Genomic DNA, 25,943 nt, shown 5'->3' on the forward strand with positions numbered 1-25,943 from the left:
GTCAATGGGGGGCTGGCCGGGGGCGGCGGGGGAGGATGGGGGGATGCGAATCGTGGTCACCGGCTCGGCCGGACTCATCGGGGCGGCACTCGTACGCTCGCTGCGCGCGGACGGCCACGACATCGTGCGCCTGGTCCGCCGCGCCCCCACCGCCCCGGACGAGGCCGAGTGGGACCCCCGCCGGGGCCACGTCGCCCCCGCCGCCCTGACCGGCTGCCAGGCCGTCGTGCACCTCGCCGGGGCGGGGGTCGGGGATCACCGCTGGTCGGCGGAGTACAAGCGGGAGATCCGGGACAGCCGCGTACTCGGCACCACCGCCATCGCCACCGCCGTCGCCGCGATGGACACCCCGCCGTCGGTGCTCGTCTGCGGCTCCGCCGTCGGGTACTACGGGGACACCGGGCAGCGGGCCGTGGACGAGAGCGCTCCGGCGGGCCACGGGTTCCTGCCCTCCGTCTGCGTCGAGTGGGAGGCCGCCGCCGCCCCCGCCGAGGCGGCGGGCGTACGGACCGTCTTCGCCCGTACCGGGCTCGTCGTGGCCGCCGAGGGCGGCGCCTGGGGCAAGCTGTTCCCCATTTTCCGGGCCGGGATCGGCGGCCGCCTCGGTACGGGCCGCCAATACTGGTCGTACATCGCCCTGCACGACGAGATCGCGGCCCTGCGTCACCTGATCGTCACCCGGGAGCTGTCCGGCCCGGTGAACCTGACCGCCCCGGAGCCCCTGACCAACCGCGAGGTCACCGCGGCCATGGGGCGCGTGCTGCGGCGGCCGACGCTGTTCGCCGTACCGGCACCGGCGATGCGCCTGGCCCTCGGGGAGTTCGCCGAGGACGTGCTGGGCAGTCAGCGGGTGCGCCCCGCCAAGTTGCTGGCGTCCGGGTTCGCCTTCCGGTACCCGGGGATCGACGAGGCGATCCGGGCGGCGCTGGCGGGGGAGCGGCGCTAGCCCTGCGACCGTTCGTGACCCGCGTGCGACCCGCATGTGTCCGTTGTGCGACCTGTACGCAACCGGAGTTGTTCGAAAAAGCTCGTCCAACTCGGGTTCTGCTGGAGTTGGTTGGGGGAAGGGAGAGCAGACAAGCGCGCCGACCTCGGGGAGGGGCACGTGCTCAGCAGCGCACACCATGCGGACGTAGTCATCGTAGGAGCCGGAGTCTCAGGACTCGCGGCGGCACACCACCTGATCGCAGCGGGGGTCAGCGTCACCGTCCTGGAGGCCGCCGACGACCCCGGCGGCCGGATGGCCACCGAGCGGACCGACGGATTCCGGCTGGACCGGGTCGGTCAGCTCCTCAACACCACATACCCGGAACTGGCCCGCACCCCGGGCCTGGAGGGCCTGGTCCTGCGGCCCTTCGCCCCCGGCGTCCTCGTCCGCAGCGAGGGCAAGCAGCTGCGGGCCGGAGCCCTCACCCCGGCCCGCGCCCTCGCCAGCGGCTCGCTCGACCAGGCCCGGCTCAGCGCCGCGCTCGGCCGTCTCGCGGCCCTGCCCGAGGAACGGATCCTGGCCCGGCCCGAACGCAGCGCGCTCGCCTCGCTGCGCACCCGGACCCTGCCCCCACGCACGGTCAACGGGGTCCTGCGGCCCCTGCTCGCCACCCTGCTCTGCGACCCGGACCTCAGCACCTCCAGCCGGGTCGCCGACCTCGCGCTGCGCCGCTTCGCCCGCGGCCGCCTCGCGGTGCCCGAGGGCGGGGCCGCGGCCCTGCCCGCGCTCCTGGCCGCCGGGCTGCCGCCCGGCACCGTGCGGACCGGCGTGCGCGTGCGCTCGGTCGCCACCAACCTCGTCATCACCGAGGAGCACGGCGACTTCGCCTGCCGCTCGGTCCTGCTCGCCACCGGCGCCCGCGCCGCGGCCGACCTGCTCCCCGGCCTGCGGGTGCCCCGCTTCCACCAGATCACCGTCATCCACCACGCGACCGCCGCCGAACTGCCCTGGGACGGCTCGCTGCTGCTCGACGGCGACCCCAAGTGGCCGGTCGCCCACACCACCGTGATGAGCGCCGTCGACCCGAGCCGGGCCCCGGCCGGACGTTCGCTCGTCAGCACCACCGTCCTCGGTCCGCCGCCGCCCGCCCGGACGGTGGCCTCCCGCCTCGCCCGGCTCTACGAGACCTCCACCCGGGACTGGGAGCTGCTCGCCGTCCACCACACCCCCGAGGCCGTCCCCGCCATGCCCGCGCCGTACGACACGCGGCGCACGGTGCGCGTCCTGGCCGGGCTGTACGTGTGCGGCGACCACCGGGACACCAACACCGTGCAGGGCGCCCTGCACTCGGCCCGCCGCGCCACCACCGCCGTCCTGCGCGACTTCGGCATCCCGGTGCCGTCCGCGGCCCCGGCCCTCCCGGCGGCGGCCTGAAACCACGCACTGCGGGGCCCGGTTCCCTCACCGGAACCGGGCCCCCGGCACGTCCGGCGCCCCGGCACGTGCCGGACCCGCGCCGCCCCGACCCGCGCCTACGACAGGGCCGCCACCCGGTCCCGGTAGGTCCGCACCGCCGCCGCGTCCCGGTAGGGCTCCAGCCGCCGCTCGAAGTCCCGTACGTACTCCACCGCCCGCACCGACCGCATCTCCATAGCCTGCTGCGCCGCCTCCGCGCCCAGCGCGCACGCCTGGTCCAGTTCCCCCAGCCCCAGCCGGGCGGTGGCCAGCACCACCCGGCAGAACAGCCGGGAGCGCGCGAAGCCCGGTGCCCGCAGCTGGAGCGAGCGCTCCGCGTGCTGCGCCGAGGCCCGGTACTGCTGAAGGTCGCGGTGGCAGTGCCCGAACTCGTCCGCCAGCTCCGCCTCGTCGAAGGTCCGCGCCCAGTGCGGTACGTCGTCCCCCGGGCGCGCCGCGCCGAGCGAGCGCTCCGCCCGTACGAGGGAGGCGGTGGCCGCCCGTACCTCGCCCAGCACCGCGTGCCCCCGGGCCTCCGCCGCGTGCAGCAGCCCCTGGACCACCTGCGGCGGGCCCGAGCCGACGCCCTGCTGCGCCACCCGGGCCAACTGGACGGCCTCCCGCCCGTGGCCCAGGTAGACGGCCTGGCGGCTCATGGTGACCAGGACGTAGGCGCCGTAGGGCCGGTCCCCGGCCGCCTGGGCGAGCCGCAGGGCCTGCACGAAGTAGCGCTGGGCCAGTCCGTGGGCCGCGATGTCGTACGAGGTCCATCCGGCCAGCCGGGTCAGGTCGGCGGTGGCCGCGAACAGCCGGCGCCCGGAGCTCTCGCCGTAGGTGCCGCGCAGCATCGGCTCCGCCTCGTGCTCCAGGTAGCGCACCAGGGCCTGCCGGGCGTGCCCGCCGCCGTAGGCGTGGTCCAGGGACCGGAACAGGTCGCCGACCGACTTGAGGGCGGCGATGTCCCCGGCGGTGACCCGCTGGCCGGGCCCGCGGTCGATCTGGCGCTGGCGCGGCACGGTGGTCCGGCCCTGGGCCGGGATCCGCGAGGCCCCGGGGTCCACGCCCCGGCCCACCCGCTCGTCGGCCCGGCCGATCAGCCAGTCCCGGCTGGGGACGACCAGCCCGGCCGGCGTGAAGGCGATCTTGCGCAGTTCGGCGTGCGAACCGGAGTCCTTGCGCCACAGACCGCTCGCGATGTCCACGGCCTCCTCGGGGGTGGCCGCGAACTCCAGGCCCGCGTAGACGGGGGCGCAGGCGTCCAGCCCGAGGTCCTGGGCCGAGAGCCGTCTGCCGAGGCGCCGGGTGAAGACCTCGGCGATCAGCGCCGGGGTGGTTCCGCGCGGCTGCTGCCCGCGGAGCCACCGGGTGACCGAGGTTTTGTCGTACCGCAGATCGAGACCGTGCTCCAGCCCGAGCTGGTCGACGCGGCGGGCGAGCCCGGCATTGGAGAACCCGGCCTCGGCGATCAGTGCCGCGAGCTGCCGGTTGGGGACGCGCTGGGCAGGTCGTTCCGTCATCGGCTCCACGGTCTCCTGACGTGACGGACCGGTGTCCCGGCCCTGTGAACGGCGTGAATGTAGCGGCGAACTTCGCCCGGACCGCCCCCTCTGTCCCACATTCATCCGATCGTGCGAAGAACCGGGCAAGGCCTTTACGGCCTGCCCGGGGGCCCGCGCATAAGCTGCTGGCATGACCCGCTGGCCCCACGAGCCGCATTCCGTACCGGACGCGGTGCCGGAATCCACCGCCCCGCTTCCCGCGCCCGAGATCACCGAGGCCGAGTGCCGCCGGTGCGGGACCCTGATCGCCGGGCTGGACGGGCGGTACGCCTGCGGAGTGTGCGGCTGGGTCAACGACCACTCCGAGGGCCACCGCAGGCTCCCGCGCGCCGACGAGGACCCGGACCGGCCGGCCAAGGGCCGCAGACGCCCCCGCCAGCTCCCGCCCCCGCCGCCACCGGCCGGGTAGCGGCCGCGGGCGGTCCGGGCCGGGGCCCTGCCGACGGGCCGCGGGGGCGCCGTACGCTGGGTGGGTGCGATATGGGTGCGATATGCACGCACACGCGGTTTCAACGAGGAGGCGCTGCGGTGGCTGAGCTGCGGTTTGTCCATCTGGGCTTCGGGCCGGATGCCGTCGAGTACACCGAGGCGTGGGAAGAGCAGCGGCGGGTCCACGCCGCCCGCTTCGCCGACGAGACCGAGGACACCTGTCTGCTGCTGGAGCACCTGCCGGTCTACACGGCCGGTCGGCGCACCGCCGACAGCGAGCGCCCCCTCGACGGCACCCCGGTGGTCGACGTGGACCGCGGGGGCAAGATCACCTGGCACGGCCCCGGCCAGCTCGTCGGCTACCCGATCATGAAGCTGCCCCGCCCGGTGGACGTGGTCGCCCACGTCCGGCGGCTGGAGGACGCGCTGATCCGCACCGCCGCCGACCTCGGCCTGGAGACCACCCGGATCGAGGGCCGCTCCGGCGTCTGGGTGCTCGGCGACCCCGTCGAGGACCGGCCCAGGACCGGCGGGCTCTCCCTCGACTTCGACCCGCGCCTGGCGGACGAGGAGTTCGACCCCCGGCTGAACGGCCCCGAGTACGCGCCCTCCAACGCCGGACAGCGCCGCGAGGACCGCAAGCTCGCCGCCATCGGCATCCGCGTCGCCAAGGGCGTCACGATGCACGGCTTCGCGATCAACGTGAACCCCGACAACACCTGGTTCGACCGGATCGTCCCCTGCGGCATCCGCGACGCCGGTGTGACCTCGCTCTCGTACGAACTGGGCCGCGAGATCACCATCTCCGAGGTGCTGCCGGTCATCGAGGGCCACTTGAGGGACGTCCTGGAGGGCGCCGAGCCGCGGCCGCGCGTCGTAGAGCCCGTGGCGGGCTAGCGTCCGCCCCCGGCGGCGAGCCGCGCGGGGAATGCTCCCGGCCGCCCGCAGGTTGGCCGACGTAAGAACGTATGAAATTACGGGCGTACCCTGGTGGGCGCCGAAGAATCGAAGTCACAGGGAGCCGGTCGTGTCCGCAGTCGCACCCGACGGACGCAAGATGCTGCGCCTCGAGGTCCGTAACGCCCAGACCCCCATCGAGCGCAAGCCCGAGTGGATCAAGACCCGGGCGAAGATGGGCCCCGAGTACACCAAGATGCAGGCCCTGGTGAAGGGCGAAGGACTGCACACGGTGTGCCAGGAAGCCGGCTGTCCGAACATCTACGAATGCTGGGAAGACCGCGAGGCCACCTTCCTCATCGGTGGCGACCAGTGCACCCGGCGCTGCGACTTCTGCCAGATCGACACGGGCAAGCCCGAGGCCCTCGACCGCGACGAGCCGCGCCGCGTGGGCGAGTCCGTGGTCACCATGGACCTGAACTACGCCACGATCACCGGCGTCGCCCGCGACGACCTGCCCGACGGCGGCGCCTGGCTGTACGCCGAGACGGTGCGCCAGATCCATCAGCAGACGGCGGGCCGCGAGGGCGGCCACACCAAGGTCGAGCTGCTCGCCCCGGACTTCAACGCGGTCCCGGAGCTGCTGGAGGAGGTCTTCGCCTCCCGCCCCGAGGTCTTCGCGCACAACGTGGAGACCGTCCCGCGGATCTTCAAGCGGATCCGCCCCGGCTTCCGCTACGAGCGCTCGCTCGACGTGATCACCAAGGCGCGCGAGTACGGCCTGATCACCAAGTCGAACCTGATCCTCGGCATGGGCGAGGAGCGCGAGGAAGTCACCCAGGCGCTCAAGGACCTGCACGGCGCGGGTTGCGAACTCATCACGATCACCCAGTACCTGCGGCCCTCGCCGCGGCACCACCCCGTGGAGCGCTGGGTGAAGCCCGCCGAGTTCGTGGAGCTGGCGAAGGAGGCCGAGGACATCGGTTTCTCCGGTGTGATGTCGGGTCCGCTGGTGCGTTCCTCGTACCGCGCCGGCCGGCTGTACCAGCAGGCGATGGACCACCGGACGACTGTGTGAATTCGCGCACAAACTCTTACTGAGCGGTAACACCGCAGTGACGCGGCCCCTAGGCTCCCTCAAGGGAGACATCTGGCGGGCCGCGTCAATGTTTCATCACTGTTTGACCAGTCGGTCATGCACTGGTAACACCATTCAGTGACGCTGGGTCCACGCACCGCACACGCCGCAGGCGTGCGGCACACAGGCCGCACCACCGATGTGAGCACCGAGAGAGGGATCGACATGCAGGCCGCGCCCGTTCGCGCCATCGCCATCCCGTCGTTCACCGACGCCTTCCGGGGCATCGAGTCGCTGCTCATGAGCGGCGCACGTCGCAACGCCTGGACGGCGGTCCTGGAGGATCGCCGACGGGCCAAGGACCGGGTCGAAACCGAGCACGTACTCGAGGCCGCGGCGACCCGGACCCCGCAGGCCACGTAAACTTCGCTCCATGGCGAGCAAGTCAAACGCAGAGACTGCTGCGAACCCCGGGCGACTGAAGCAGATCGCCCTGACGTACAAGATGACCCGTAAGGCCGACCCCAAGGTCGGTCTCATCGTCGCGGGCGTGGGAATCGTCACCATTGGTGTCTTCCTCGGGATCGGCTTCCTGATCGGTCACCCGGTCTATCTCGCCATCCTGGGTGTCCTGGTGGCGTTCCTCGCGATGGCGATCATCTTCGGACGGCGGGCCGAGTCCGCCGCCTTCGGACAGATGGAGGGCCAGCCGGGCGCTGCCGCGGCGGTACTGGACAACGTGGGCCGGGGCTGGTCCACCACCCCCGCCATCGCGATGAGCCGCCAGCAGGACATCGTGCACCGCGCGGTCGGCAAGGCGGGCGTCGTGCTGGTGGGCGAGGGCAACCCGAACCGGGTCAAGAGCCTGCTCGCCGCCGAGAAGAAGAAGATGGCGCGCATCATGCCGGAGGTGCCGGTCCACTTCGTCATCGTCGGCACGGGCGAGGGCGAGGTACCGCTGAAGAAGGTGCGTACGACGCTCCTCAAGCTCCCGCGCGTCCTGGCCGGCCCGCAGATCACCCAGGTGAACGACAAGCTCCGGGCCATGGGTGACCTGATGAGCAACATGCCCATCCCGAAGGGTCCGATCCCGGGCCGCGGCGGACAGCGGCCGCCGCGCGGCTGACCCGTATCGCATACAAGACGTACGACGAGTGGGGCGTCCCGGGCCGATGGTCCGGGGCGCCCCACTCGTTTGTCCTTGCTGCGCGGACGCGTCTCTCGGATGCGCGGACGTGCCGGATGCGGCGAGGTCTCAGATGCGGACCTGGACCGCGCGGGAGAGCCGGTCGTGCAGGCCGCGGCTGTCGCGGTCCCAGATGACCGCCGGGATGACCAGGGCCAGCAGTACGGTACGCAGCACCACGCGGCCGAAGCCGAGACGGCCGCCGTCCTCCGCGATCACCCGGAGGCCGAGGATCCGCTTGCCGGGGGTGAAGCCCACGGTGCCGACCGTCAGGACGACCAGGGCCACGAAGACGCCCAGGGTCCAGTTGGCCGACGCGGTCATGTCGCCCCGCGTGATCAGCCCGTATGCGATCAGCTGACAGCCGAGCCAGTCGATGGCCACGGCGCCCAGCCTGCGGCCGAACCGGGCCACGGAACCCGGGCCCTCCTTGGGCAGACCGAGCTGCTGGCCCGGGTAGCCGAAGTCGACGCCCATCTCCTCGGCGGCCGCGCGCGGGCCGGAGAGCCACGATCCGATTGCTTGCCTGTTGTCCACCCGACCACGGTACCGGTGGTGCTCCGGCACGGTTCGGCGGGACCCTGGTTAACTTGTGCGAAACAAATGGGTCATGCTTGAGAAATCCCGTCTGCTTATGGTCGGGACCAGCGTGCGCCACCGCACTGGACGCACCACGAGCTATACAGCCCGCCCCTGCCCGGGGGGTCGGGAGTAGGAGGAGTTGGATGTTCCAGAACGCCGACGAAGTGAAGAAGTACATCGCAGACAACGACGTCAAGTTCGTCGACGTCCGTTTCTGTGACCTGCCCGGAGTGATGCAGCACTTCACGATCCCGGCAGGCGTCTTCAACCCGGACGAGGAACTGGCGTTCGACGGCTCCTCGATCCGCGGCTTCCAGGCGATCCACGAGTCCGACATGGCGCTGCGCGCCGACCTGTCGACGGCTCGACTGGACCCGTTCCGCCGCGACAAGACGCTGAACATCAACTTCTTCATCCACGACCCGATCACGGGCGAGGCCTACAGCCGCGACCCGCGCAACATCGCGAAGAAGGCCGAGGCGTACCTCGCCTCCACCGGCATCGCCGACACCGCGTACTTCGGTCCCGAGGCCGAGTTCTACGTGTTCGACAGCGTGCGCTTCGCGACCACCGCGAACGAGAGCTTCTACCACATCGACTCCGAGGCCGGCGCCTGGAACACCGGGTCGACCGAGAACAACCGCGGCTACAAGGTCCGCTACAAGGGCGGTTACTTCCCCGTCGCCCCGGTCGACCACTTCGCCGACCTGCGCGCCGAGATCTCCCTCGAACTGGACGCCCAGGGCCTCCAGGTCGAGCGCCAGCACCACGAGGTCGGCACCGGTGGCCAGGCCGAGATCAACTACAAGTTCAACACGCTGCTCGCCGCGGCCGACGACCTGATGCTGTTCAAGTACATCGTCAAGAACGTCGCCTGGCGCAACGGCAAGACCGCGACCTTCATGCCGAAGCCGATCTTCGGTGACAACGGCTCGGGCATGCACGTGCACCAGTCGCTGTGGGCGAACGGCGACCCGCTGTTCTACGACGAGTCCGGCTACGCGGGTCTCTCGGACATGGCCCGCTACTACATCGGCGGCATCCTCAAGCACGCGCCGTCGCTGCTGGCGTTCACCAACCCGACGGTGAACTCCTACCACCGCCTGGTGCCCGGCTTCGAGGCCCCGGTCAACATGGTCTACTCGCAGCGCAACCGCTCCGCCGCGATGCGCATCCCGATCACGGGCTCGAACCCGAAGGCCAAGCGCGTCGAGTTCCGCGCCCCGGACCCGTCGTCCAACCCGTACCTCGCCTTCTCGGCGCTGCTGCTCGCGGGCCTCGACGGTGTGAAGAACAAGATCGAGCCGATGGAGCCGATCGACAAGGACCTCTACGAGCTCTCGCCCGACGAGCACGCGAGCGTCCCGCAGGTCCCGACCTCGCTCGACGCCGTCCTCAAGGCCCTCGAGGACGACAACGAGTACCTCCAGGCGGGCGGCGTCTTCACGTCCGACCTGATCGAGACCTGGATCGACTACAAGCGCACGCACGAGATCGCCCCGATCGCCCTGCGCCCGCACCCGCACGAGTTCGAGCTGTACTTCGACCTCTAAGCCGTGCCGTAGCACCACCGAGGGCCGCCACTCCGCAAGGGGTGGCGGCCCTCGGTCGTGTCCGGTCACGCCGTGGGCGGCCCGTCGCGGGCCGTCCCGGTCAGCGGAGGATCGGCATGCCGCCCGTGAGGTCGCGGAGGCAGCGGGAGGCCAGTTCGGCGGGGGAGCCGGGGCCGAGGGCGGGGCCGTCACCGGTGGCCCAGACCTCCAGGGAGACCCGGATCGCGTCGGTGGCCGCCGCGGCGAGGACGCGTACGGCCAGGGCGTCCGCGTCCGGGCCCGCCAGCCGGGCGATCAGCGGGACCAGTTGTTCCTCGGACTCCTGGTTGACCCGATACCAGACGGCCCGCAGGGCGGGGTCGCCGGTCGCCGCGCGCAGCAGGCCGCGGGTCACCTCCAGGCCCTCGACGATGGCGAGCGGGTCGGTCAGGGAGCGGGTCACGGCGCGCTCCAGGGCCTCGGCGAGCGGGGTGCCGGGGCGTTCCTCGGCGAGCAGGGCCCGCCACTCGTCGCCGCCGCCCGCGAGCAGGGGGGCCACCGCCTCCTGCTTGTTGCGGAAGTAGCGGTAGAACGTGCGCAGCGCCACGCCCGCGCGATGCGCGATGTCCTCGGCTGTGGTGCCGTCGGGGCCGTGTTCGGCGAACAGTTCACAGGCGGCGCGGGCGATGTCCAGCTGGGTGGCCGCCTTGCGCCGTTCGGTCAGTGACTGGGCTCCGGGGCCGGGCTGGGGAGAGTACGGACGGGGAGATCTCACCCACGAAGCCTACCTCTGTCGGCCAGAATGGGCGGCATTCATTGTCATGCTGGCAAAACATGTCACATAGCCGTACGCTCGGGCCCATGAACCGTTACGAAGGACGTCGCGTCCTCATCACCGGCGGCGGCTCCGGCATCGGCCGCGCCACCGTCCACCGCATCCTGTCCGAGGGCGGCCGCGTCCACACCGTGGACGTCAGCGAAGAGGGTCTGAGGGCCACCGCCGACCAGGCCGCCGCCGACGGCCGCGCGGGGCAGCTCACCACCGCCGTCCTCGACATATCCGACGAAACCTCGGTACGGGAGGGCGTGGCCGCCGCCGTGGCGGGCCTCGGGGGCCTCGACGTACTCGTCAACGCCGCGGGCATCCTGCGCTCCGCGCACACCCACCAGACCACGCTCGACTTCTGGAACAAGGTCATCACGGTCAACCTGACCGGCACGTTCCTGATGATCCGCGAGGCCATCCCGGCGCTGATCGACGGCGACCAGCCGGTCGTCGTCAACTTCAGCTCCACCTCAGCGTCCTTCGCCCACCCCTACATGGCCGCCTACGCGGCGAGCAAGGGCGGCATCCAGTCGATGACCCACGCCCTCGCCGCCGAGTACAGCAAGCAGGGCGTGCGCTTCGTGGCCGTGGCCCCGGGCTCCATCGAGAGCGGGATGACCACCGGCAACGGCCCCGGCCTGCCCGAGGACACCGACTGGAGCCTGTTCGCCAAGCTCGCCCCGGCCCTCGGCCAGGGCTTCGCGGGCCCGCAGACCGTCGCGGGCGTCGTCGCGATGCTCGGCTCGGAGGACGGCGCCTTCATCACCGGTACGGAGATCCGCGTCGACGGTGGTACGCACTACTAGGCCCTGTCCGGCCCCGCCAGGGGCTCAGTCGCCGAAGCGGTCCCAGAGCCGGGGGAAGTGTTCCGCCAGCGCGGACTCGTCCTCCAGGTCGAGCACGGCGCCCTCCGGCTCCGCGGCCTGCCGCGGGACGCCCAGGTCCGGCGGCTCCGAGCCGGTCAGCTGCTCGTACGCCTCGTCCGCCGCGTACCCCAGCTCCTCGCCGTCGCCGTCGATCTCCTCGTCGAAGTCGCCCAGCAGCTCGGCGAGGTGGTCCGGGTCGTGCACGGCGCCCTCGAAGACCTCCCGGCCCTGGCCGATCAGCCAGCAGCGGAAGTAGTCGAAGGCGTCGTCGCTCGCCCCGTTGAGCAGGATCGCGGCGGCGCCCCACAGCTCCCAGGTGTACGCCCGGTTGTAGCGCGCCTCGAAGTGCCGCGCGAAGTCCATGACGGAGTCGGGGTCGAGCCGCACCAGCCGCTCCACGAGCAGGTCGGCGTGCTCTTCCGGGTCGCCTCCCGCGGCCGCGCGGGTACTGTCGACAATCTCCCAGAACTCCGTCTCGTCCATCACGGCTCAAGCATCACGGGTCCGACCCGGCGCCGCCACCGCGCGTACGGCGAAAGGCCGGTGTCCGCCCCTTCCGGGGCCGGACGCCGGCCTTATGGCTCAGTGCTGCCGGGCAGCTCAGAGGCCGTAGCGCTCGCGGGCTTCCTTGATGGACGAGGCCGGGACCTCGCCGCGGCGGGCCAGCTGCGCCAGCGCGGCGACCACGATCGACTGGGCGTCGACACCGAAGTGGCGGCGCGCGCCCTCACGGGTGTCGGAGAGGCCGAAGCCGTCCGTGCCCAGCGAGGTGTAGTCCTGCTCGACCCACTGGCTGATCTGGTCCGGGACCTGACGCATCCAGTCGGAGACGGCCAGCACCGGGCCCTGAGCGCCTTCCAGCGCGCGGGTGACGTACGGGACGCGCACCTCGCCGCGCAGCAGGGCCTCGTCGCACTCCAGCGCGTCGCGGCGCAGCTCGCCCCACGAGGTGGCGGACCAGACGTCGGCGGAGACGTTCCACTCGGCGGCGAGGAGCTTCTGCGCCTCCAGGATCCAGTGGATCGCCGTGCCCGAGGCCATGAGCTGGATCTTCGGGGCGTCCGCGGCCGGGGCCGCCTCCGCCAGGTCGGCCGCCGTGTTGAAGCGGTACAGACCCTTGAGGATGCCTTCCTCGACGCCCTCGGGCATCGCGGGCTGCACCTTCGGCTCGTTGTAGACCGTCAGGTAGTAGAAGACGTCTTCCGGCTGCTCGCCGTACATCCGGCGCAGGCCGTCCTTGACGATCACCGCGATCTCGAACGCGAAGGCCGGGTCGTAGTTGAGCGACGCCGGGTTCGTGGACGCGATCAGGTGGGAGTGGCCGTCCGCGTGCTGGAGGCCCTCACCGGTCAGGGTGGTGCGACCGGCGGTGGCGCCGACGATGAAGCCCTTGCCGAGCTGGTCGGCGAGCTGCCACATCTGGTCGGCGGTGCGCTGCCAGCCGAACATCGAGTAGAAGATGTAGAACGGGATCATCGGCTCGCCGTGCGTCGCGTACGACGTACAGGCGGCGATGAAGTCGGCCATGGCGCCGGCCTCGGTGATCCCCTCGTTGAGGATCTGGCCGTCCTTGGCTTCCTTGTAGTACATGAGCTGGTCGCGGTCGACGGGGTCGTACGTCTGACCCAGCGGCGAGTAGATGCCGGCCGACGGGAAGAGGGACTCCATACCGAAGGTACGGGCCTCGTCGGGGACGATCGGCACCCAGCGCTTGCCGGTCTCCTTGTCCCGCATCAGGTCCTTGACGAGCCGGACGAAGGCCATGGTGGTGGCCATCTCCTGCTTGCCGGAGCCCTTGAGCAGCGGGGCGAAGGAACGGTCCGCCGGGGCGGGCAGGGCCACGTGCTTGACCTTGCGGGCCGGGGCCGGGCCGCCGAGCGCCGCGCGGCGCTCGTTGAGGTACTGGACCTCGGGGCTGTTGGCGCCCGGGTGGCCGTAGGGCACCTGGCCGTCGGTGAAGGCGCTGTCCGGGATCGGGAGGCCGAGCAGGTCGCGCATGTCCTTGAACTCGTCGACCGTGAGCTTCTTCATCTGGTGGTTCGCGTTCTTCGACTCGAACCCGGCGCCCAGCGTGTAGCCCTTGACGGTCTGCGCGAGGATGACCGTCGGCGCGCCCTTGTGCTCCAGGGCGGCCTTGTACGCGGCGTACACCTTGCGGGGCTCGTGGCCGCCGCGGGAGGTGTGGAAGCACTCGGCGATCTTCGCGTCGGAGAGTACGGCCGCCAGCTGGACCAGGTCGGCGTTCGCGCCGAAGAAGTGCTGGCGGATGTAGGCCACGTCACGGGTCGCGTACGTCTGGAACTGCGCGTCGGGTACCTCGCGCAGGCGGCGTACCAGCGCGCCGGAGGTGTCGAGCTGGAACAGCTCGTCCCATGCCGAGCCCCACAGGGACTTGATGACGTTCCAGCCGGCGCCGCGGAACTGGGCTTCCAGCTCCTGCACGACGCGGAAGTTCGCGCGTACCGGACCGTCGAGGCGCTGCAGGTTGCAGTTGATGACGAAGGTCAGGTTGTCGAGCTGCTCGCGGGAGGCCAGGGCCAGGGCGGCGGTCGACTCGGGCTCGTCCATCTCGCCGTCGCCCAGGAAGGCCCAGACGTGCGAGTTGGCGGTGTCCTTGATGCTCCGGTTCTGCAGGTAGCGGTTGAAGCGCGCCTGGTAGATCGCGGAGAGCGGGCCGAGGCCCATGGAGACGGTGGGGAACTCCCACAGCCAGGGCAGGCGCCGCGGGTGCGGGTAGGACGGCAGGCCCTGGCCGCCGGACTCCTGGCGGAACTTGTCGAGCTGCTGCTCGGAGATCCGGCCGTCGAGGAAGGCGCGGGCGTAGATGCCGGGGGAGGCGTGGCCCTGGATGTAGAGCTGGTCGCCCGATCCGTCGGCCTCCTTCCCGCGGAAGAAGTGCTGGAAGCCGGTCTCGTAGAGCCAGGCCGCCGAGGCGAAGGTGGCGATGTGGCCGCCGACGCCGTACTTGGAGCCGCGGGTCACCATGGCGGCCGCGTTCCAGCGGTTCCAGGCGGTGATCCTGGCTTCCATCTCCATGTCGCCGGGGAACTCGGGCTCCGCGGCGGTGGGGATGGTGTTGACGTAGTCCGTCTCCAGCAGCTTCGGCAGGGCGAGGCCGGCGGCCTCGGCGTGCTGGAGCGTGCGGCGGAGCAGGTATTCGGCGCGGCGCGTACCGGCGGCCTGTGCGACGGCGTCGAGGGAGGCCGCCCATTCGGCGGTCTCCTCGGTGTCGCGGTCCGGGAGCTGGTCGAGCTCGCTCGGAAGCTTTCCTACGGGGTCGGACATCGCGGTGTGCGCCGCCTTCCGGACAAAAGGAGAGGTGGTGAAGAAATCCCTGACGGGCAGGACAGGGTCGTTGGACCCGTGTGGGGTCCGCGGACGACTGTAAGTCGCTGATCGATGATCGATCAAACAAAAGTGGCGAAAAAATGGCCGTATGACAAAAGTCGGCACTGCGTGCCAATGAACAAGGCACGCAGTGCCGACCAAATGGGTCGAAAGCGGGCGGGATATCAGGCCCGCGGGGCGCATCCCAGGACGTGCCGCTTCACCAGCAGACCGATCTCCGGGTCCTGGTTGCGGAACGCCTCGACCAGCGCCGCGTGCTCCTCGGCGTACGACTTCTGTACGGTCCCCAGCCAGCGGATCGACAGGGCCGTGAACACCTCGATGCCCAGGCTCTCCCACGTGTGCAGCAGCACGCTGTTCCCGGCGGCCCGCACCAGCTCCCGGTGGAAGCCCACCGTGTGCCGCACCTGGGCCGTGCCGTCCGCGCTGCGGTCGGCCTGCCACAGCGCCTCCACATGGGGCTCCAGGGCCGTGCAGTCGGCCGCCAGCCGGGGCGCCGCCAGCTCCGCCGCGATCTGCTCCAGGCCCGCCCGTACGGGGTAGATCTCCTCCAGGTCGGCGGCCGAGAGGTTGCGCACGCGGACGCCCTTGTTGGGCGCCGACTCGATCAGCCGGAGGATCTCCAGCTCGCGCAGGGCCTCGCGCACCGGGGTCTGGCTGACCTCCAGCTCGACCGCGATCCTGCGCTCCACGATGCGCTCACCGGGCTTCCAGCGCCCGCTGACGATCCCCTCCACGATGTGCTCGCGGATCTGCTCGCGCAGCGAGTGCACCACGGGTGGCGTGATCATCGGGTCGTCATCTCCTGATGGGTGTGCAGGGTTGTGCGGACCGGGCTCGGGCGACCCGGGCGGGGGCCTGATGCGTAGAGAATACGGCGGCGCCCCCGCCCGGAAGTATTCCGGGCGGGGGCGCCGACGGTGAGACTCGCTACAGACGCGTCGCCCTTACAGGCCGAGTTCGACCTCGAACTCGCCCGCTTCGAGGATCGACTTCACGGCCGAGAGGTACCGGGCCGCGTCCGCGCCGTCCACCAGGCGGTGGTCGTAGGACAGGGTCAGGTACGTCATGTCGCGGATGCCGATGTTCGTGCCCTCGGGGGTCTCGATGACCACCGGGCGCTTGACCGTCGCACCGATGCCCAGGATGGCGACCTGGTTCGGGGGCACGATGACCGTGTCGAACAGCGCACCGCGCGAGCCGGTGTTGCTGATGGTGAAGGTCGCGCCCGACAGCTCGTCCGGCGTGATCTTGTTGCCGCGGACCTTGGCGGCCAGCGAGGCGGTCGCCTTGGAGATGCCCGCCAGGTTGAGGTCACCGGCACCCTTGATGACCGGGGTCATCAGGCCCTTCTCGGAGTCCACGGCGATGCCGATGTTCTCCGAGTCGAAGTAGGTGATGGTGCCCTCGTCCTCGTTGATCCGGGCGTTGACGACCGCGTGGGCCTTCAGCGCCTGGGCCGCGGCCTTGACGAAGAACGGCATCGGTGAGAGCTTGACGCCCTCACGGGCCAGGAACGAGTCCTTGGCCTGGCCGCGCAGCTTCATGATCTTGGTGATGTCCACCTCGACCACGGAGCTGAGCTGCGCCTGCGAGTGCAGGGCCTTCATCATGTTGTCGCCGATGACCTTGCGCATGCGGGTCATCTTGACCGTCTGACCGCGCAGCTCGGACACCGCGGAGGCCGGAGCCTTCGCGGCCGGAGCCGCGGCCTGGGCCGGAGCGGCGGCGGCCTTGGCCGCCTCGGCGGCGGCCAGGACGTCCTGCTTGCGGATGCGGCCACCGACACCGGTGCCCGAGACCGCGGACAGGTTGACGCCGGACTCCGAGGCGAGCTTGCGCACCAGCGGGGTCACGTACGCACCCTCGTCACCGGCGGGGGCGTGGCCCACGGCAGTCACGGCGGGGGCGGGGGTGACCGGCGCCGGGGCGGCGACCGGGGCGGCCGGAGCCGGAGCGGCCACCGGAGCGGCCGGGGCCACGGGCGCCGGACCGGCCACGGGGGCGGCCGGGGCCGGGGCGGCCGGGGCCGGGGCGGCCGGAGCCGGGGCGGCCGGAGCCGGGGCGGCCGGGGCAGCGGGAGCCGGGGCGGCGACCGGAGCCGGGGTGCCGCTGCCGTCGTCGATGATGGCCAGCTCGGCGCCGACCTCGACGGTCTCGTCCTCGGCGACCTTGATGGAGGCCAGGATGCCCGACACGGGGGACGGGATCTCGGTGTCGACCTTGTCGGTCGAGACCTCGAGCAACGGCTCGTCGGCCTCGACGCGCTCGCCCTCGGCCTTCAGCCAACGGGTGACAGTGCCCTCAGTAACGCTCTCTCCGAGCGCCGGAAGGGTTACGGAAACCGACATGGTTTCAGTTGCTCCTAACGAAAGTGCGGAAGTGGTCGTCGCGCCCGTGACGATTAGTCGTGGTTGTGCAGCGGCTTGCCGGCCAGCGCGAGGTGCGCCTCACCGAGGGCCTCGTTCTGCGTCGGGTGCGCGTGGATGAGCTGCGCGACCTCGGCCGGCAGAGCTTCCCAGTTGTAGATCAGCTGGGCTTCGCCGACCTGCTCGCCCATGCGGTCGCCCACCATGTGGATGCCGACCACGGCACCGTCCTTGACCTGGACGAGCTTGATCTCGCCCGCGGTCTTGAGGATCTTGCTCTTGCCGTTGCCCGCGAGGTTGAACTTCGCGGCGATGACCTTGTCCGCACCGTAGATCTCCTTGGCCTTGGCCTCGGTGATTCCGACGGAAGCGACTTCGGGGTGGCAGTACGTGACGCGCGGAACACCGTCGTAGTCGATCGGGACGGTCTTCTGACCGGCCAGACGCTCCGCTACCAGGATGCCCTCGGCGAAGCCGACGTGCGCGAGCTGGAGGGTCGGGACGAGGTCGCCGACGGCCGAGATGGTCGGCACGTTGGTCTGCATGTACTCGTCGACCAGGACGTAGCCGCGGTCCATCGCGACGCCCTGCTCCTCGTAGCCCAGACCCTGCGACACGGGGCCGCGGCCGATGGCGACCAGCAGCACCTCGGCGTCGAAGGTCTTGCCGTCGGCCAGCGTGACGCGCACGCCGGTCTCGGTGTATTCGGCCTTCTGGAAGAAGGTGCCCAGGTTGAACTTGATGCCGCGCTTGCGGAACGCGCGCTCAAGGAGCTTCGAGCTGTTCTCGTCCTCCACCGGCACGAGGTGCTTGAGGCCCTCGATGACGGTGACCTCGGAGCCGAAGGACTTCCACGCCGAGGCGAACTCGACGCCGATGACGCCGCCGCCCAGGATGATCGCGGACTCGGGCACGCGGTCCAGGACCAGCGCGTGGTCCGAGGAGAGGATGCGGTTGCCGTCGATCTCCAGGCCCGGCAGCGACTTCGGCACGGAGCCGGTCGCCAGCAGGACGTGGCGGCCCTGGACACGCTGGCCGTTCACATCGACGGAAGTCGGGGAGGAGAGGCGGCCCTCTCCCTCGATGTAGGTCACCTTGCGCGAGGCGACCAGGCCCTGCAGACCCTTGTACAGGCCCGAGACGACCTCGTCCTTGTACTTGTGGACACCGGCGATGTCGATGCCCTCGAAGGTCGCCTTGACACCGAACTGACCCGCTTCGCGGGCCTGGTCAGCGACCTCGCCCGCGTGGAGAAGGGCCTTCGTGGGGATACATCCGTTGTGCAGGCAGGTGCCACCGAGCTTGTTCTTCTCGATCAGGGCAACGTCGAGACCCAGCTGGGAGGCCCGCAGCGCCGCGGCGTAACCGCCACTGCCACCGCCGAGGATCACTAGGTCGAAAACGGTGCTGGCGTCGTTCGCCACGTCACGTCCTCCATGCATGTGCGCCGGGCGCCGGTCCTCTGGGACCGGGCGGCGGCTGGTAATCGGCCGCTTTTCTTCGGCCCTGTGGTGGGGGCCCTGTCCTGCCGAGAACCCATCTTCGCATTTGTCGGGGGAACGCGGGACGCCGGGCCCGTGGTGTGACCGGTCGTTCTGCCCGAACAGGGGGTTACCCCAGCGTAGAAACCTACGGAGCGGCAGGAAGTTTCGTCGAGAGTGAACGCGCCCCCGCGACCTTGGTCAGGTCCCGGGGGCGCGTCGTCGCACTCCGTTCACCGCGCGTGCGCGGTGTGTCAGCCCAGGTCGCCCGTGGCCGTGCGCTCGGCCAGCCGCACCAGGGTGCGCACGGCCGAGCCGGTGCCGCCCTTCGGGGTGTAGCCGTACGGCGCGCCCTCGTGGAAGGCCGGACCCGCGATGTCCAGGTGCGCCCAGGTGATGCCCTCGCCCACGAACTCCTGCAGGAAGAGACCGGCGACCAGGCCGCCGCCCATGCGCTCGCCCATGTTCGCCAGGTCGGCGGTGGGGGAGTCCATGCCCTTGCGCAGGTCGGCGGGGAGCGGCATCGGCCAGGAGGCCTCGCCGACCTCCTCGGCGATCTCGTGGATCGACGTACGGAACGCGTCGTCGTTGGCCATGATGCCGAAGGTCCGGTTGCCCAGGGCCAGCACCATCGCGCCGGTCAGGGTCGCGACGTCCACGATCGCGTCCGGGTTGTCCTCGGAGGCCTTGGTCAGCGCGTCCGCGAGGACCAGGCGGCCCTCGGCGTCCGTGTTGAGGACCTCGACGGTCTTGCCGCTGTACATGCGCAGCACGTCACCGGGCTTGGTGGCGGAGCCGGACGGCATGTTCTCGGCGAGCGCGAGCCAGCCGGTGACATTGACCTGGAGGCCCAGCTTGGCGGCCGCGACGACGGCGGCGAACACGGCGGCCGCGCCGGACATGTCGCACTTCATCGTCTCGTTGTGGCCGGCGGGCTTGAGCGAGATGCCGCCCGAGTCGTAGGTGATGCCCTTGCCGACGAAGGCCAGGGTCTTCTCCGCCTTGGCGTGGGTGTAGGAGAGCTTCACCAGGCGCGGCGGGTTCTCGGAGCCCTTGCCGACGCCGATGAGGCCGCCGTAGCCGCCCTTGAGGAGCGCCTTCTCGTCGAGCACCTGGACCTTGATCCCGTGCTCCTTGGCGGTCGCGGAGGCGACCGCGGCGAAGGCCTCGGGGGTCAGGTCGTTCGGCGGGGTGTTGATCAGGTCGCGGGCGATGTTGACCTCGGCCGCGACGATGACAGCGCGCTCGGCGGCGGCCTTGTGCTCCTTGTCGCGCGGCTTCGCGCCGAGCAGGGCGATCTCGGCGAGGGGCTGCTTCGGGCCGCCGTTCTTGACGGCCTTCTTGTCGCCGCCCTGGTACACGGTGAACGCGTACGCGCCCAGCAGGGCGCCCTCGGCGACCGCGGTCACGGCGGAGGCGTCGTCCAGGGGGAGTGCGAAGGCGGCCTTCTTGGTGCCGTGCAGCGCGCGGGCGGCGGCGCCGGAAGCGCGGCGCAGCGCCTCCTCGTCGTAGGACTCGTCCGTGTCCGGGACCGAGCCGAGCCCGACCGCCAGCACGACCGGGACCTTCAGGCCGGCCGGGGCGGGCAGCTTGGTGACCTCGCCTTCGGCGCCGGAGGCGCCGAGGGCGTCGAGCACGGCGGCCAGCTTTCCGTCGAACGCCTTGTCCACGGCCTCGGCGCCGGCGGCTACTACGGGTCCCTTGGGGCCCTTCGCCACGCCGACCACGAGGGCGTCGGCGCGCAGCGTCGCCGCGCCGGCAGTGCTGAGAGTCAGAGCAGTCACGGTGGTGAAGTCTCGCTTCCGTCTATGTGGTGTGAGGCTGCGGTCGGGTCGGGATCGCCGGCCGTTCCAGCAGCGATCGTAATCCGGCACTGCGGCCGCCAGAAATGAGCCTACGCGTACGGACTCGTCCGTACGTCACTCGAAGGTTTGGCAAGTTGTTCGACCCGGGGGCCTGAGGGTTCACCCATCTGTGGTCTCTGTTCCAGGTTTGCCGCTTAGACCTGACGAGGTCCGAGAGACTCGAGCCACTCTCGCAAGGGGACGCGGGGTCCCTTTGCATGATTTCCACAGAGCCTCCCCGGCCCGGCCGTCCGCCACAGGGCCGTAGTCGAGGGATGTCTGCGGGGGGAAGGCCGAAATGGTCAACAAGAACCGGATGAACAGGGTCGCCGCCGCCATGGCCGCGGCAGCCCTGATGTCCGTCGCAGTACCCGCCGCGACCGCTCAGGCGGCCACGGCACCACGGATCGACCTGAAGGTGCTGGTCGTCGACGACGGCGGCAGCTCCGTACAGGCGATCACCGCGGAACTCACCGGCAGTGGCGTTCCGTTCACCCGCGTCGACCTGGGCAGCAGCAGCCGCCCGGTGATCAACGCGGCGTACCTCGCCGACACCGTCGACGGGCGTCCGCGCGCCAAGTTCCAGGGCGTGGTGCTCCCGAACGAGAACCCGTTCGGAGCGGGCTCGGCCGAGATGGCCGCGCTCAGCGCCTACGAGACGACCTACAACATCCGGCAGGTGGACGCCTACACCTGGGCGCACCCGGAGGTGGGTCTGGAGTACACCGACAACGGGGGGTACAGCGGGACGCTCGACGGCACGCAGGCGGCCGTCACGGCGGCCGGGAAGACGGGTCCCTTCGGCTACCTGGGGGGTCAGGTCGCCTTCGAGGACAACTCACCTCTGATCCCGGAGAGTTACGGCTTCATCGCCAAGCCGCGCGCGGGCTACACGAGCTTCCTCGACGCCCCGGTCGGCTCGGGGCGGGCCTCGCTCGTCGGCGAGTACGCGCACGACGGGCGCATGGAACTGGTGGTCACCTTCGGGTACAACCAGTACCAGCAGCAGTTCCGGCTACTGGCCCGGGGCATCGTCGAGTGGCTCACCCAGGACGTCCACCTCGGCCGCAGCCGCAGCTACTTCGCGGTCCACGTCGACGACGTGCTCGCCCCGGACGCACGCTGGAGCAAGGACCTCAACTGCACGCCGGGCGACTACGCCTGCCCGGGCGGCGAGGGCCAGGAGAGCGACATCCGGATGACCGCCGCCGACGCGCAGTACCTCGCGCAGTGGCAGACGAGCAAGAACTTCAAGCTCGACATGGTCTTCAACGCCGGAGCGGGGGAGGAGTGGAAGGCGGCGCACGGCGCCACCGACGCGCTCGCCGCCCAGCTCATCGCCGACAAGGCGAAGTACCGCTGGGTCAACCACACCTACACGCATCTCTTCCTCGGGTGCGTGCAGAACGTCGCCACCAACCCCTGGTCGTGCAGCACCAACGCCCAGGGCGCCATCCAGTGGGTCACCAGGGCCGACATCTCGTCGCAGATCAGCCAGAACAACAACTGGGCCGCCTCCAAGGGCATCACCACCGACCGCTCCGAACTGGTCACCGGTGAGCACTCGGGCCTCAAGGTGCTGCCGCAGCAGCCCGTGGACAACCCCAACCTGGCCCAGGCGCTCGCCGACAACGGCGTGAAGTGGACGGCGAGCGACAACTCCCGCGAGCCCGGCATGCGGGCGGTCGGCGCCGCCCAGACCGTCCCCCGGTACCCGATGAACGTGTACTACAACACGGGCACCAACGCGGAGATGGCCGACGAGTACAGCTGGATCTACACCAGCCGCGCGGACGGCGGCAGCGGCCTGTGCGAGGACAACCCGGGGACCTCTACCTGCCTGCCCGGCGCCCTCGACCCGAACACCGGCTTCCTGAACTACATCGTCCCCCAGGAGGCCCGTACCGCCCTGCGGCACGTCCTCTCCAACGATCCGCGCCCGCACTACGTCCACCAGGCCAACCTCGCCGAGGAGCGCACCCTCTACCCGGTGCTCGACCAGGTCCTCGACACCTACCGCACGCTCTACGCCCCCAGCGTGCCCGTCGTCAACCAGAGCCAGAAGGACTCCGGTGTCGAGCTGAGCCGCCGCACCGCCTGGGACAAGGCGCTCGCCGCGGGCCAGGTCACCGCCTACCGCATCGGGACCGACGTCACGGTCAAGGCCCCCGGCGGGGTCGTCGCGCCGATCACCGCCCCCGAAGGCACCAAGAAGCAGATGCTGCTCGGTACGTCCGTCTTCGGCGAGGCCTACGCGGGCAACCGGTCCGCGTGGACGGCGCCGGAGGCCCTCCAGTCCGCGGTGACGCTCAGGCTGCCCAGCTGACGCGCCCAGCTGACCCGTCACAGCTGACCGTCTCGGCTGACCTGTCGCAGCCGACCGGCCCGGCCGACCGGGCCTGACCGCACCCAACAGCACGTCGCAGCACACGCAGCACACAGTGCCGGCGCTCCGCGAACCCACGGGCGCCGGCCCCTTTTCCGTCCTGGGGGGACACACCGCATGAGCCATGGGCGTCATGTCACCATGCTCACCGAAGGCACCTATCCACACGTGCACGGGGGCGTCAGCACCTGGTGCGACCAGCTGGTCCGCGGCATGCCGGAGGTCGACTTCAACGTCATAGCCCTCACCGGCTCGGGACGCGAGCCGGTGACCTGGGAACTGCCGCGCAACGTCTACCGGCACACCGCCGTACCGCTCTGGGGCCCGGCGCCCGGCCGAGGCCGCCGCTGGGCCCTGCGGGGCAAGGCCCACCGCCGCTTCACCGAGACGTACGAGCAGTTCCTGCTCTCGCTGCTCGACCCGGCCCGCGGGGGGTTCTCCGCCGCCCTCCACGAACTGGCCCTGCACGCCCGGGCCGGACGGCTCGCCGCCGTCCTGCGCTCCGAATCCGTCCTGCGCACCCTGATATCCGTGTGGACCCGCCCGGAACTGCCCACCGCGGGCGCCGCGCCCACCATCCACGACGCGCTCACCGCCACGGACCTGCTGGAACACGCGCTGCGCCCGCTCGCCGTCCGGATCCCGCCCGACAGCGTCGCGCACGCCGTCAGCAGCGGCCTCGCGACCCTGCCCGCGCTCGCCGCCAAACGCCTCGACGGGGTCCCGTTCCTGCTCACCGAGCACGGCATCTACCTGCGCGAGCGCTACCTCGGCTACCGCACCGCCGCGCAGCGCTGGCCCGTCAAGGCCCTGATGCTCGGCTTCTACCGCGAGCTGAACACCGAGGGCTACCGCCAGGCCGATCTGATCACCCCGTGCAACCAGTACAACCGGCGCTGGGAGGAGCGCGGCGGGGCGCCCTCCGACAAGATCCGTACGGTCTACAACGGCGTCGACCCGCACGCCTTCCCCGAGGCCGGGCCCGAGCCGGAGGTCCCCACCCTCAGCTGGTGCGGACGCATCGACCCGATCAAGGACCTCGAAACCCTCATCCGGGCCTACGCGTTCATGCGCGAGGAGCTGCCCGCCCTGCGGCTGCGGCTTTTCGGACCCGTCCCGGCGGGTTGCGAGGACTACCGGCTGCGCCTGGAGAAGCTCGCCGCCGAACTCGGGGTCGGCGACGGGATCTCGTACGAGGGCCGCATCGAGCAGGTCGCCAAGGCCTATGCGGCGGGCAGCATCGTGATGCTCTCCAGCATCAGCGAGGGCTTCCCCTTCAGCATCATCGAGGCCATGTCCTGTGGCCGCACCACCGTCTCCACCGATGTCGGCGGGGTCCGCGAGGCCGTCGGCGACACCGGGCTCGTCGTCCCGCCCCGCGAACCCGAACTCATGGCCAAGGCCACCCTCGCCCTGCTGCGCGACGACGCCCGCCGCGCGGAACTGGGCCGGATGTCCCGCAAGCGGGTGGTGGAGAAGTTCACCCTGCACCAGTCCGTGGACGGCTTCCGGCACATCTACCGCGAACTCGCCGATGAGAAGCGGGCCGGACAGCCCGTGCTGCCCGTCCACGCGGGCGACGACTGGACCCAGCGCCTCGCCGACCCCTGGTACCGCGAACTCGCCGCCGACGGGAGCCTGTGGTGAGCGGCTCCCTCTGGCTCAAGATCCCCGGCGGGGACACCCTGCCCGCCATCCCCCGGCCCCGGCGCACCGGGCCGGGGGTGCCCGCCGCCGACCCGATGGACGAACTCGCCGAACGGCTCGGCCCGTTCATCGCCGCCGCCGTGCACCCCGACGAGATAGCCGCCGTCCTCGAATCCGACGGCATGACCGACGAGCACATCCGGCTCGCCTACGGCCGCCACGACTCCTTCGGCCTCGCCGAGGAGCTGTACGCCCGGGTGCCCCGGTCCTTTCCCGAGCCCGCCGAGACCCCCGACCCCTGGAAGGTCTCCCTCACCGCCTGCCTGCTGCGCGGGGTGATCTTCGCGCTGCCCGGGCTCGCCTACATCCTGGGCGCGCCCCTGCTGGAGGGGCCGCCCGACCGGCTCGGGCTGCCCGCCGGGACCCTGACCCTGCTCGCCGGGGCCCTCATCGGCTGGGTCTGGGACCAGACCCTGTCCCACCGCGCCTACTCCTGGCTGGGCCTGGGCGACCGGGCCGCCGCCGGGCGGACCCTGCTCGTCGGCGCCCCGGCGGGCGCCCTGCTGGGGAGCGCCGCCGCGCTCGCCGTCCCCGGGAGCCCCGCCTTCTCCTACGTCTTCGCCGCCGGTCAGGCCCTGTACGTCGGGGCCGCGACCGTGCTGCTCGTGCTCGGCCGGGAGCGGCTCCTGCTCTGCGCCCTGCTGCCCATGGCGGGCGGCGCGGTGCTGTCGCTGACCGTGGGCATGGCGACCCCGCTCCGGGTCGCCCTGCTCGCCGTGTCCCTGCTCGCGGCCTGCACCCTCGCCCTGCGGGAGCTGCCGCTGGCCGCGGGGGTACGGACGGCGGGGCGCCGGATCCGCGACCGGGTCCGGCGGGGTCCCGGGGAGGGCCCGGTGCGCTGGCGGATGCTGCGGGGCGCCGAGGAGGAGTTCGCCCCGCGCGGCCCCCGGCTCGCCGACTCCGTGCCCTTCGGGGTGTTCGGCCTGGGCACCGGCCTGCTCGTGCTCTACGCCGCCCTCGGCGAGGTGCTCGCGGGCGGCCCCGCCGAGGCGGTCGCGGCCCCCTCGGCGGTGGCCCTCACCCTCAGCATGGGCCCCGCCGAATGGCTGCTCCACCGCTTCCGCAGCGGCTCCCTCGCGGGGCTGCGGGCCGCCCGCTCCTCCCGCGCGTTCTGGGGGCGGATGCTGCTCACCCTGGCCCGCTGCCTGGCCTCGTACCTGATGGTGCTGCTCGCGCTGGGCATCGCCGGAACCCTGCTGTGGCCGGGGGCGCCCGGACTGACCGGGGTCCGGGTGGCCACCCTGCTGCTGCTCGGCGCCGTGATGTGGACCGGGCTGCTGCTCCAGTCCTTCGGCGCGGTCCGGACCGCCGCCGGGGTGTGCGCGAGCGCCGCCGCCGCGCAGAGCCTGGCCCTGCTGACCGGCTTCGGCCAGCCCCGGCTGGTCCAGCTGGTGGTGGCGGGGACGGCGGCCGCGGTCCTGGCCGCGCTGGTCTGCGTACTCCTCGGCCGCGCGACGGCGCACCGCTGAC

21 protein-coding genes are annotated in these 25,943 nt (G+C 71.4%); 12 read left to right on the top strand and 9 right to left on the bottom strand.

The window, feature by feature from the left end; translation table 11 throughout:
• The first annotated feature begins 43 nt into the window (after nucleotides 1-43).
• Both QMF80_RS20970 and QMF80_RS20975 read left to right on the top strand, forming a co-directional pair.
• The gene (locus QMF80_RS20970) at nucleotides 44-946 is read left to right on the top strand and encodes a TIGR01777 family oxidoreductase (RefSeq protein WP_283455557.1); all 903 of its coding nucleotides are present in this window, start codon (nucleotides 44-46) and stop codon (nucleotides 944-946) included.
• 159 nt (nucleotides 947-1,105) lie between these two features.
• Entirely contained in the window at nucleotides 1,106-2,362 is a 1,257-nt protein-coding gene (locus QMF80_RS20975; protein ID WP_283455559.1) for an FAD-dependent oxidoreductase, read from the top strand.
• A 98-nt stretch (nucleotides 2,363-2,460) separates the two neighbouring features.
• Here the strand turns inward: QMF80_RS20975 and QMF80_RS20980 are convergent, their stop codons facing one another.
• Complete coding sequence (locus QMF80_RS20980) at nucleotides 2,461-3,900, bottom strand: NsdA family TPR-like regulatory protein (protein ID WP_283455561.1); 1,440 nt, start codon at nucleotides 3,898-3,900, stop codon at nucleotides 2,461-2,463.
• A 172-nt stretch (nucleotides 3,901-4,072) separates the two neighbouring features.
• Between QMF80_RS20980 and QMF80_RS20985 the strand changes: the two genes are divergently transcribed.
• The 5 genes from QMF80_RS20985 (at nucleotide 4,073) to QMF80_RS21005 (ending at nucleotide 7,472) form a co-directional block, all read left to right on the top strand.
• On the top strand, nucleotides 4,073-4,351 hold the full coding sequence (locus QMF80_RS20985) for a hypothetical protein (RefSeq protein WP_283455563.1): 279 nt from the start codon (nucleotides 4,073-4,075) through the stop codon (nucleotides 4,349-4,351).
• A 119-nt stretch (nucleotides 4,352-4,470) separates the two neighbouring features.
• Nucleotides 4,471-5,268: a lipoyl(octanoyl) transferase LipB gene (lipB, locus tag QMF80_RS20990; protein WP_283455565.1), complete on the top strand. Its 798-nt coding sequence runs from the start codon at nucleotides 4,471-4,473 to the stop codon at nucleotides 5,266-5,268.
• A 130-nt stretch (nucleotides 5,269-5,398) separates the two neighbouring features.
• Entirely contained in the window at nucleotides 5,399-6,346 is a 948-nt protein-coding gene (gene lipA / locus QMF80_RS20995) for a lipoyl synthase (protein ID WP_283455566.1), read from the top strand.
• A 225-nt stretch (nucleotides 6,347-6,571) separates the two neighbouring features.
• A complete protein-coding gene (locus QMF80_RS21000; RefSeq protein WP_214937012.1) occupies nucleotides 6,572-6,769 on the top strand; it encodes an SCO2195 family GlnR-regulated protein in 198 nt (65 codons plus the stop codon).
• 10 nt (nucleotides 6,770-6,779) lie between these two features.
• Nucleotides 6,780-7,472: a DUF4191 domain-containing protein gene (locus tag QMF80_RS21005; RefSeq protein ID WP_283455568.1), complete on the top strand. Its 693-nt coding sequence runs from the start codon at nucleotides 6,780-6,782 to the stop codon at nucleotides 7,470-7,472.
• Nucleotides 7,473-7,601: 129 nt separating this feature from the next.
• On the opposite strand, the gene QMF80_RS21010 is transcribed toward QMF80_RS21005, so the two are convergent.
• Entirely contained in the window at nucleotides 7,602-8,069 is a 468-nt protein-coding gene (locus tag QMF80_RS21010; protein WP_283455570.1) for an RDD family protein, read from the bottom strand.
• Nucleotides 8,070-8,257: 188 nt separating this feature from the next.
• On the opposite strand from QMF80_RS21010, the gene glnA reads away from it, so the two are divergent.
• Nucleotides 8,258-9,667, top strand: a complete 1,410-nt coding sequence (glnA, locus tag QMF80_RS21015) for a type I glutamate--ammonia ligase (RefSeq protein ID WP_283455572.1) — start codon at nucleotides 8,258-8,260, stop codon at nucleotides 9,665-9,667.
• 100 nt (nucleotides 9,668-9,767) lie between these two features.
• Here glnA and QMF80_RS21020 read toward each other — a convergent pair whose 3' ends face one another.
• Nucleotides 9,768-10,421: a TetR/AcrR family transcriptional regulator gene (locus tag QMF80_RS21020; protein ID WP_283455573.1), complete on the bottom strand. Its 654-nt coding sequence runs from the start codon at nucleotides 10,419-10,421 to the stop codon at nucleotides 9,768-9,770.
• Between the two features lie 86 nt (nucleotides 10,422-10,507).
• On the opposite strand from QMF80_RS21020, the gene QMF80_RS21025 reads away from it, so the two are divergent.
• Complete coding sequence (locus tag QMF80_RS21025) at nucleotides 10,508-11,278, top strand: SDR family NAD(P)-dependent oxidoreductase (RefSeq protein WP_283455575.1); 771 nt, start codon at nucleotides 10,508-10,510, stop codon at nucleotides 11,276-11,278.
• A 24-nt stretch (nucleotides 11,279-11,302) separates the two neighbouring features.
• On the opposite strand, the gene QMF80_RS21030 is transcribed toward QMF80_RS21025, so the two are convergent.
• From QMF80_RS21030 to QMF80_RS21055, 6 genes are all read right to left on the bottom strand, one after another.
• Nucleotides 11,303-11,821 carry a DUF4240 domain-containing protein gene (locus QMF80_RS21030; protein WP_283455757.1) on the bottom strand — a complete coding sequence of 173 codons (519 nt, stop codon included), beginning with the start codon at nucleotides 11,819-11,821 and terminating at the stop codon, nucleotides 11,303-11,305.
• Between the two features lie 117 nt (nucleotides 11,822-11,938).
• Entirely contained in the window at nucleotides 11,939-14,623 is a 2,685-nt protein-coding gene (gene aceE / locus QMF80_RS21035; protein WP_283455577.1) for a pyruvate dehydrogenase (acetyl-transferring), homodimeric type, read from the bottom strand.
• Nucleotides 14,624-14,850: 227 nt separating this feature from the next.
• On the bottom strand, nucleotides 14,851-15,474 hold the full coding sequence (locus tag QMF80_RS21040) for a GntR family transcriptional regulator (RefSeq protein WP_283455759.1): 624 nt from the start codon (nucleotides 15,472-15,474) through the stop codon (nucleotides 14,851-14,853).
• 159 nt (nucleotides 15,475-15,633) lie between these two features.
• Nucleotides 15,634-17,037: a 2-oxoglutarate dehydrogenase, E2 component, dihydrolipoamide succinyltransferase gene (gene sucB, locus QMF80_RS21045; RefSeq protein ID WP_283455579.1), complete on the bottom strand. Its 1,404-nt coding sequence runs from the start codon at nucleotides 17,035-17,037 to the stop codon at nucleotides 15,634-15,636.
• A 53-nt stretch (nucleotides 17,038-17,090) separates the two neighbouring features.
• Nucleotides 17,091-18,479 (bottom strand): dihydrolipoyl dehydrogenase, encoded by a 1,389-nt coding sequence (lpdA, locus tag QMF80_RS21050; RefSeq protein ID WP_283455581.1) that lies wholly within the window; start codon nucleotides 18,477-18,479, stop codon nucleotides 17,091-17,093.
• A gap of 311 nt (nucleotides 18,480-18,790) precedes the next feature.
• On the bottom strand, nucleotides 18,791-20,320 hold the full coding sequence (locus QMF80_RS21055) for a leucyl aminopeptidase (RefSeq protein WP_283455583.1): 1,530 nt from the start codon (nucleotides 20,318-20,320) through the stop codon (nucleotides 18,791-18,793).
• A 358-nt stretch (nucleotides 20,321-20,678) separates the two neighbouring features.
• On the opposite strand from QMF80_RS21055, the gene QMF80_RS21060 reads away from it, so the two are divergent.
• The 3 genes from QMF80_RS21060 (at nucleotide 20,679) to QMF80_RS21070 (ending at nucleotide 25,942) form a co-directional block, all read left to right on the top strand.
• Complete coding sequence (locus QMF80_RS21060; protein WP_283455584.1) at nucleotides 20,679-22,706, top strand: hypothetical protein; 2,028 nt, start codon at nucleotides 20,679-20,681, stop codon at nucleotides 22,704-22,706.
• A 177-nt stretch (nucleotides 22,707-22,883) separates the two neighbouring features.
• Complete coding sequence (pelF, locus tag QMF80_RS21065) at nucleotides 22,884-24,413, top strand: GT4 family glycosyltransferase PelF (protein WP_283455586.1); 1,530 nt, start codon at nucleotides 22,884-22,886, stop codon at nucleotides 24,411-24,413.
• The gene (locus QMF80_RS21070) at nucleotides 24,410-25,942 is read left to right on the top strand and encodes a hypothetical protein (RefSeq protein ID WP_283455588.1); all 1,533 of its coding nucleotides are present in this window, start codon (nucleotides 24,410-24,412) and stop codon (nucleotides 25,940-25,942) included. Before pelF ends, QMF80_RS21070 begins: the two co-directional genes overlap by 4 nt.
• Nucleotide 25,943 lies beyond the last annotated feature (1 nt).

The organism is Streptomyces sp. G-G2 (assembly GCF_030063135.1).
In the GTDB taxonomy this organism is placed as follows: Bacteria; Actinomycetota; Actinomycetes; order Streptomycetales; family Streptomycetaceae; genus Streptomyces.

Coding starts and splice junctions, on each gene's coding strand:
- QMF80_RS20970 (WP_283455557.1), top strand. CDS start 44: ATGCGAATCGTGGTCACCGGCTCGGCCGGACTCATCGGGGCGGCACTC.
- QMF80_RS20980 (WP_283455561.1), bottom strand. CDS start 3,900: ATGACGGAACGACCTGCCCAGCGCGTCCCCAACCGGCAGCTCGCGGCA.
- QMF80_RS20985 (WP_283455563.1), top strand. CDS start 4,073: ATGACCCGCTGGCCCCACGAGCCGCATTCCGTACCGGACGCGGTGCCG.
- QMF80_RS21000 (WP_214937012.1), top strand. CDS start 6,572: ATGCAGGCCGCGCCCGTTCGCGCCATCGCCATCCCGTCGTTCACCGAC.
- QMF80_RS21005 (WP_283455568.1), top strand. CDS start 6,780: ATGGCGAGCAAGTCAAACGCAGAGACTGCTGCGAACCCCGGGCGACTG.
- glnA (WP_283455572.1), top strand. CDS start 8,258: ATGTTCCAGAACGCCGACGAAGTGAAGAAGTACATCGCAGACAACGAC.
- QMF80_RS21025 (WP_283455575.1), top strand. CDS start 10,508: ATGAACCGTTACGAAGGACGTCGCGTCCTCATCACCGGCGGCGGCTCC.
- QMF80_RS21030 (WP_283455757.1), bottom strand. CDS start 11,821: ATGGACGAGACGGAGTTCTGGGAGATTGTCGACAGTACCCGCGCGGCC.
- aceE (WP_283455577.1), bottom strand. CDS start 14,623: ATGTCCGACCCCGTAGGAAAGCTTCCGAGCGAGCTCGACCAGCTCCCG.
- sucB (WP_283455579.1), bottom strand. CDS start 17,037: ATGTCGGTTTCCGTAACCCTTCCGGCGCTCGGAGAGAGCGTTACTGAG.
- QMF80_RS21060 (WP_283455584.1), top strand. CDS start 20,679: ATGGTCAACAAGAACCGGATGAACAGGGTCGCCGCCGCCATGGCCGCG.
- pelF (WP_283455586.1), top strand. CDS start 22,884: ATGAGCCATGGGCGTCATGTCACCATGCTCACCGAAGGCACCTATCCA.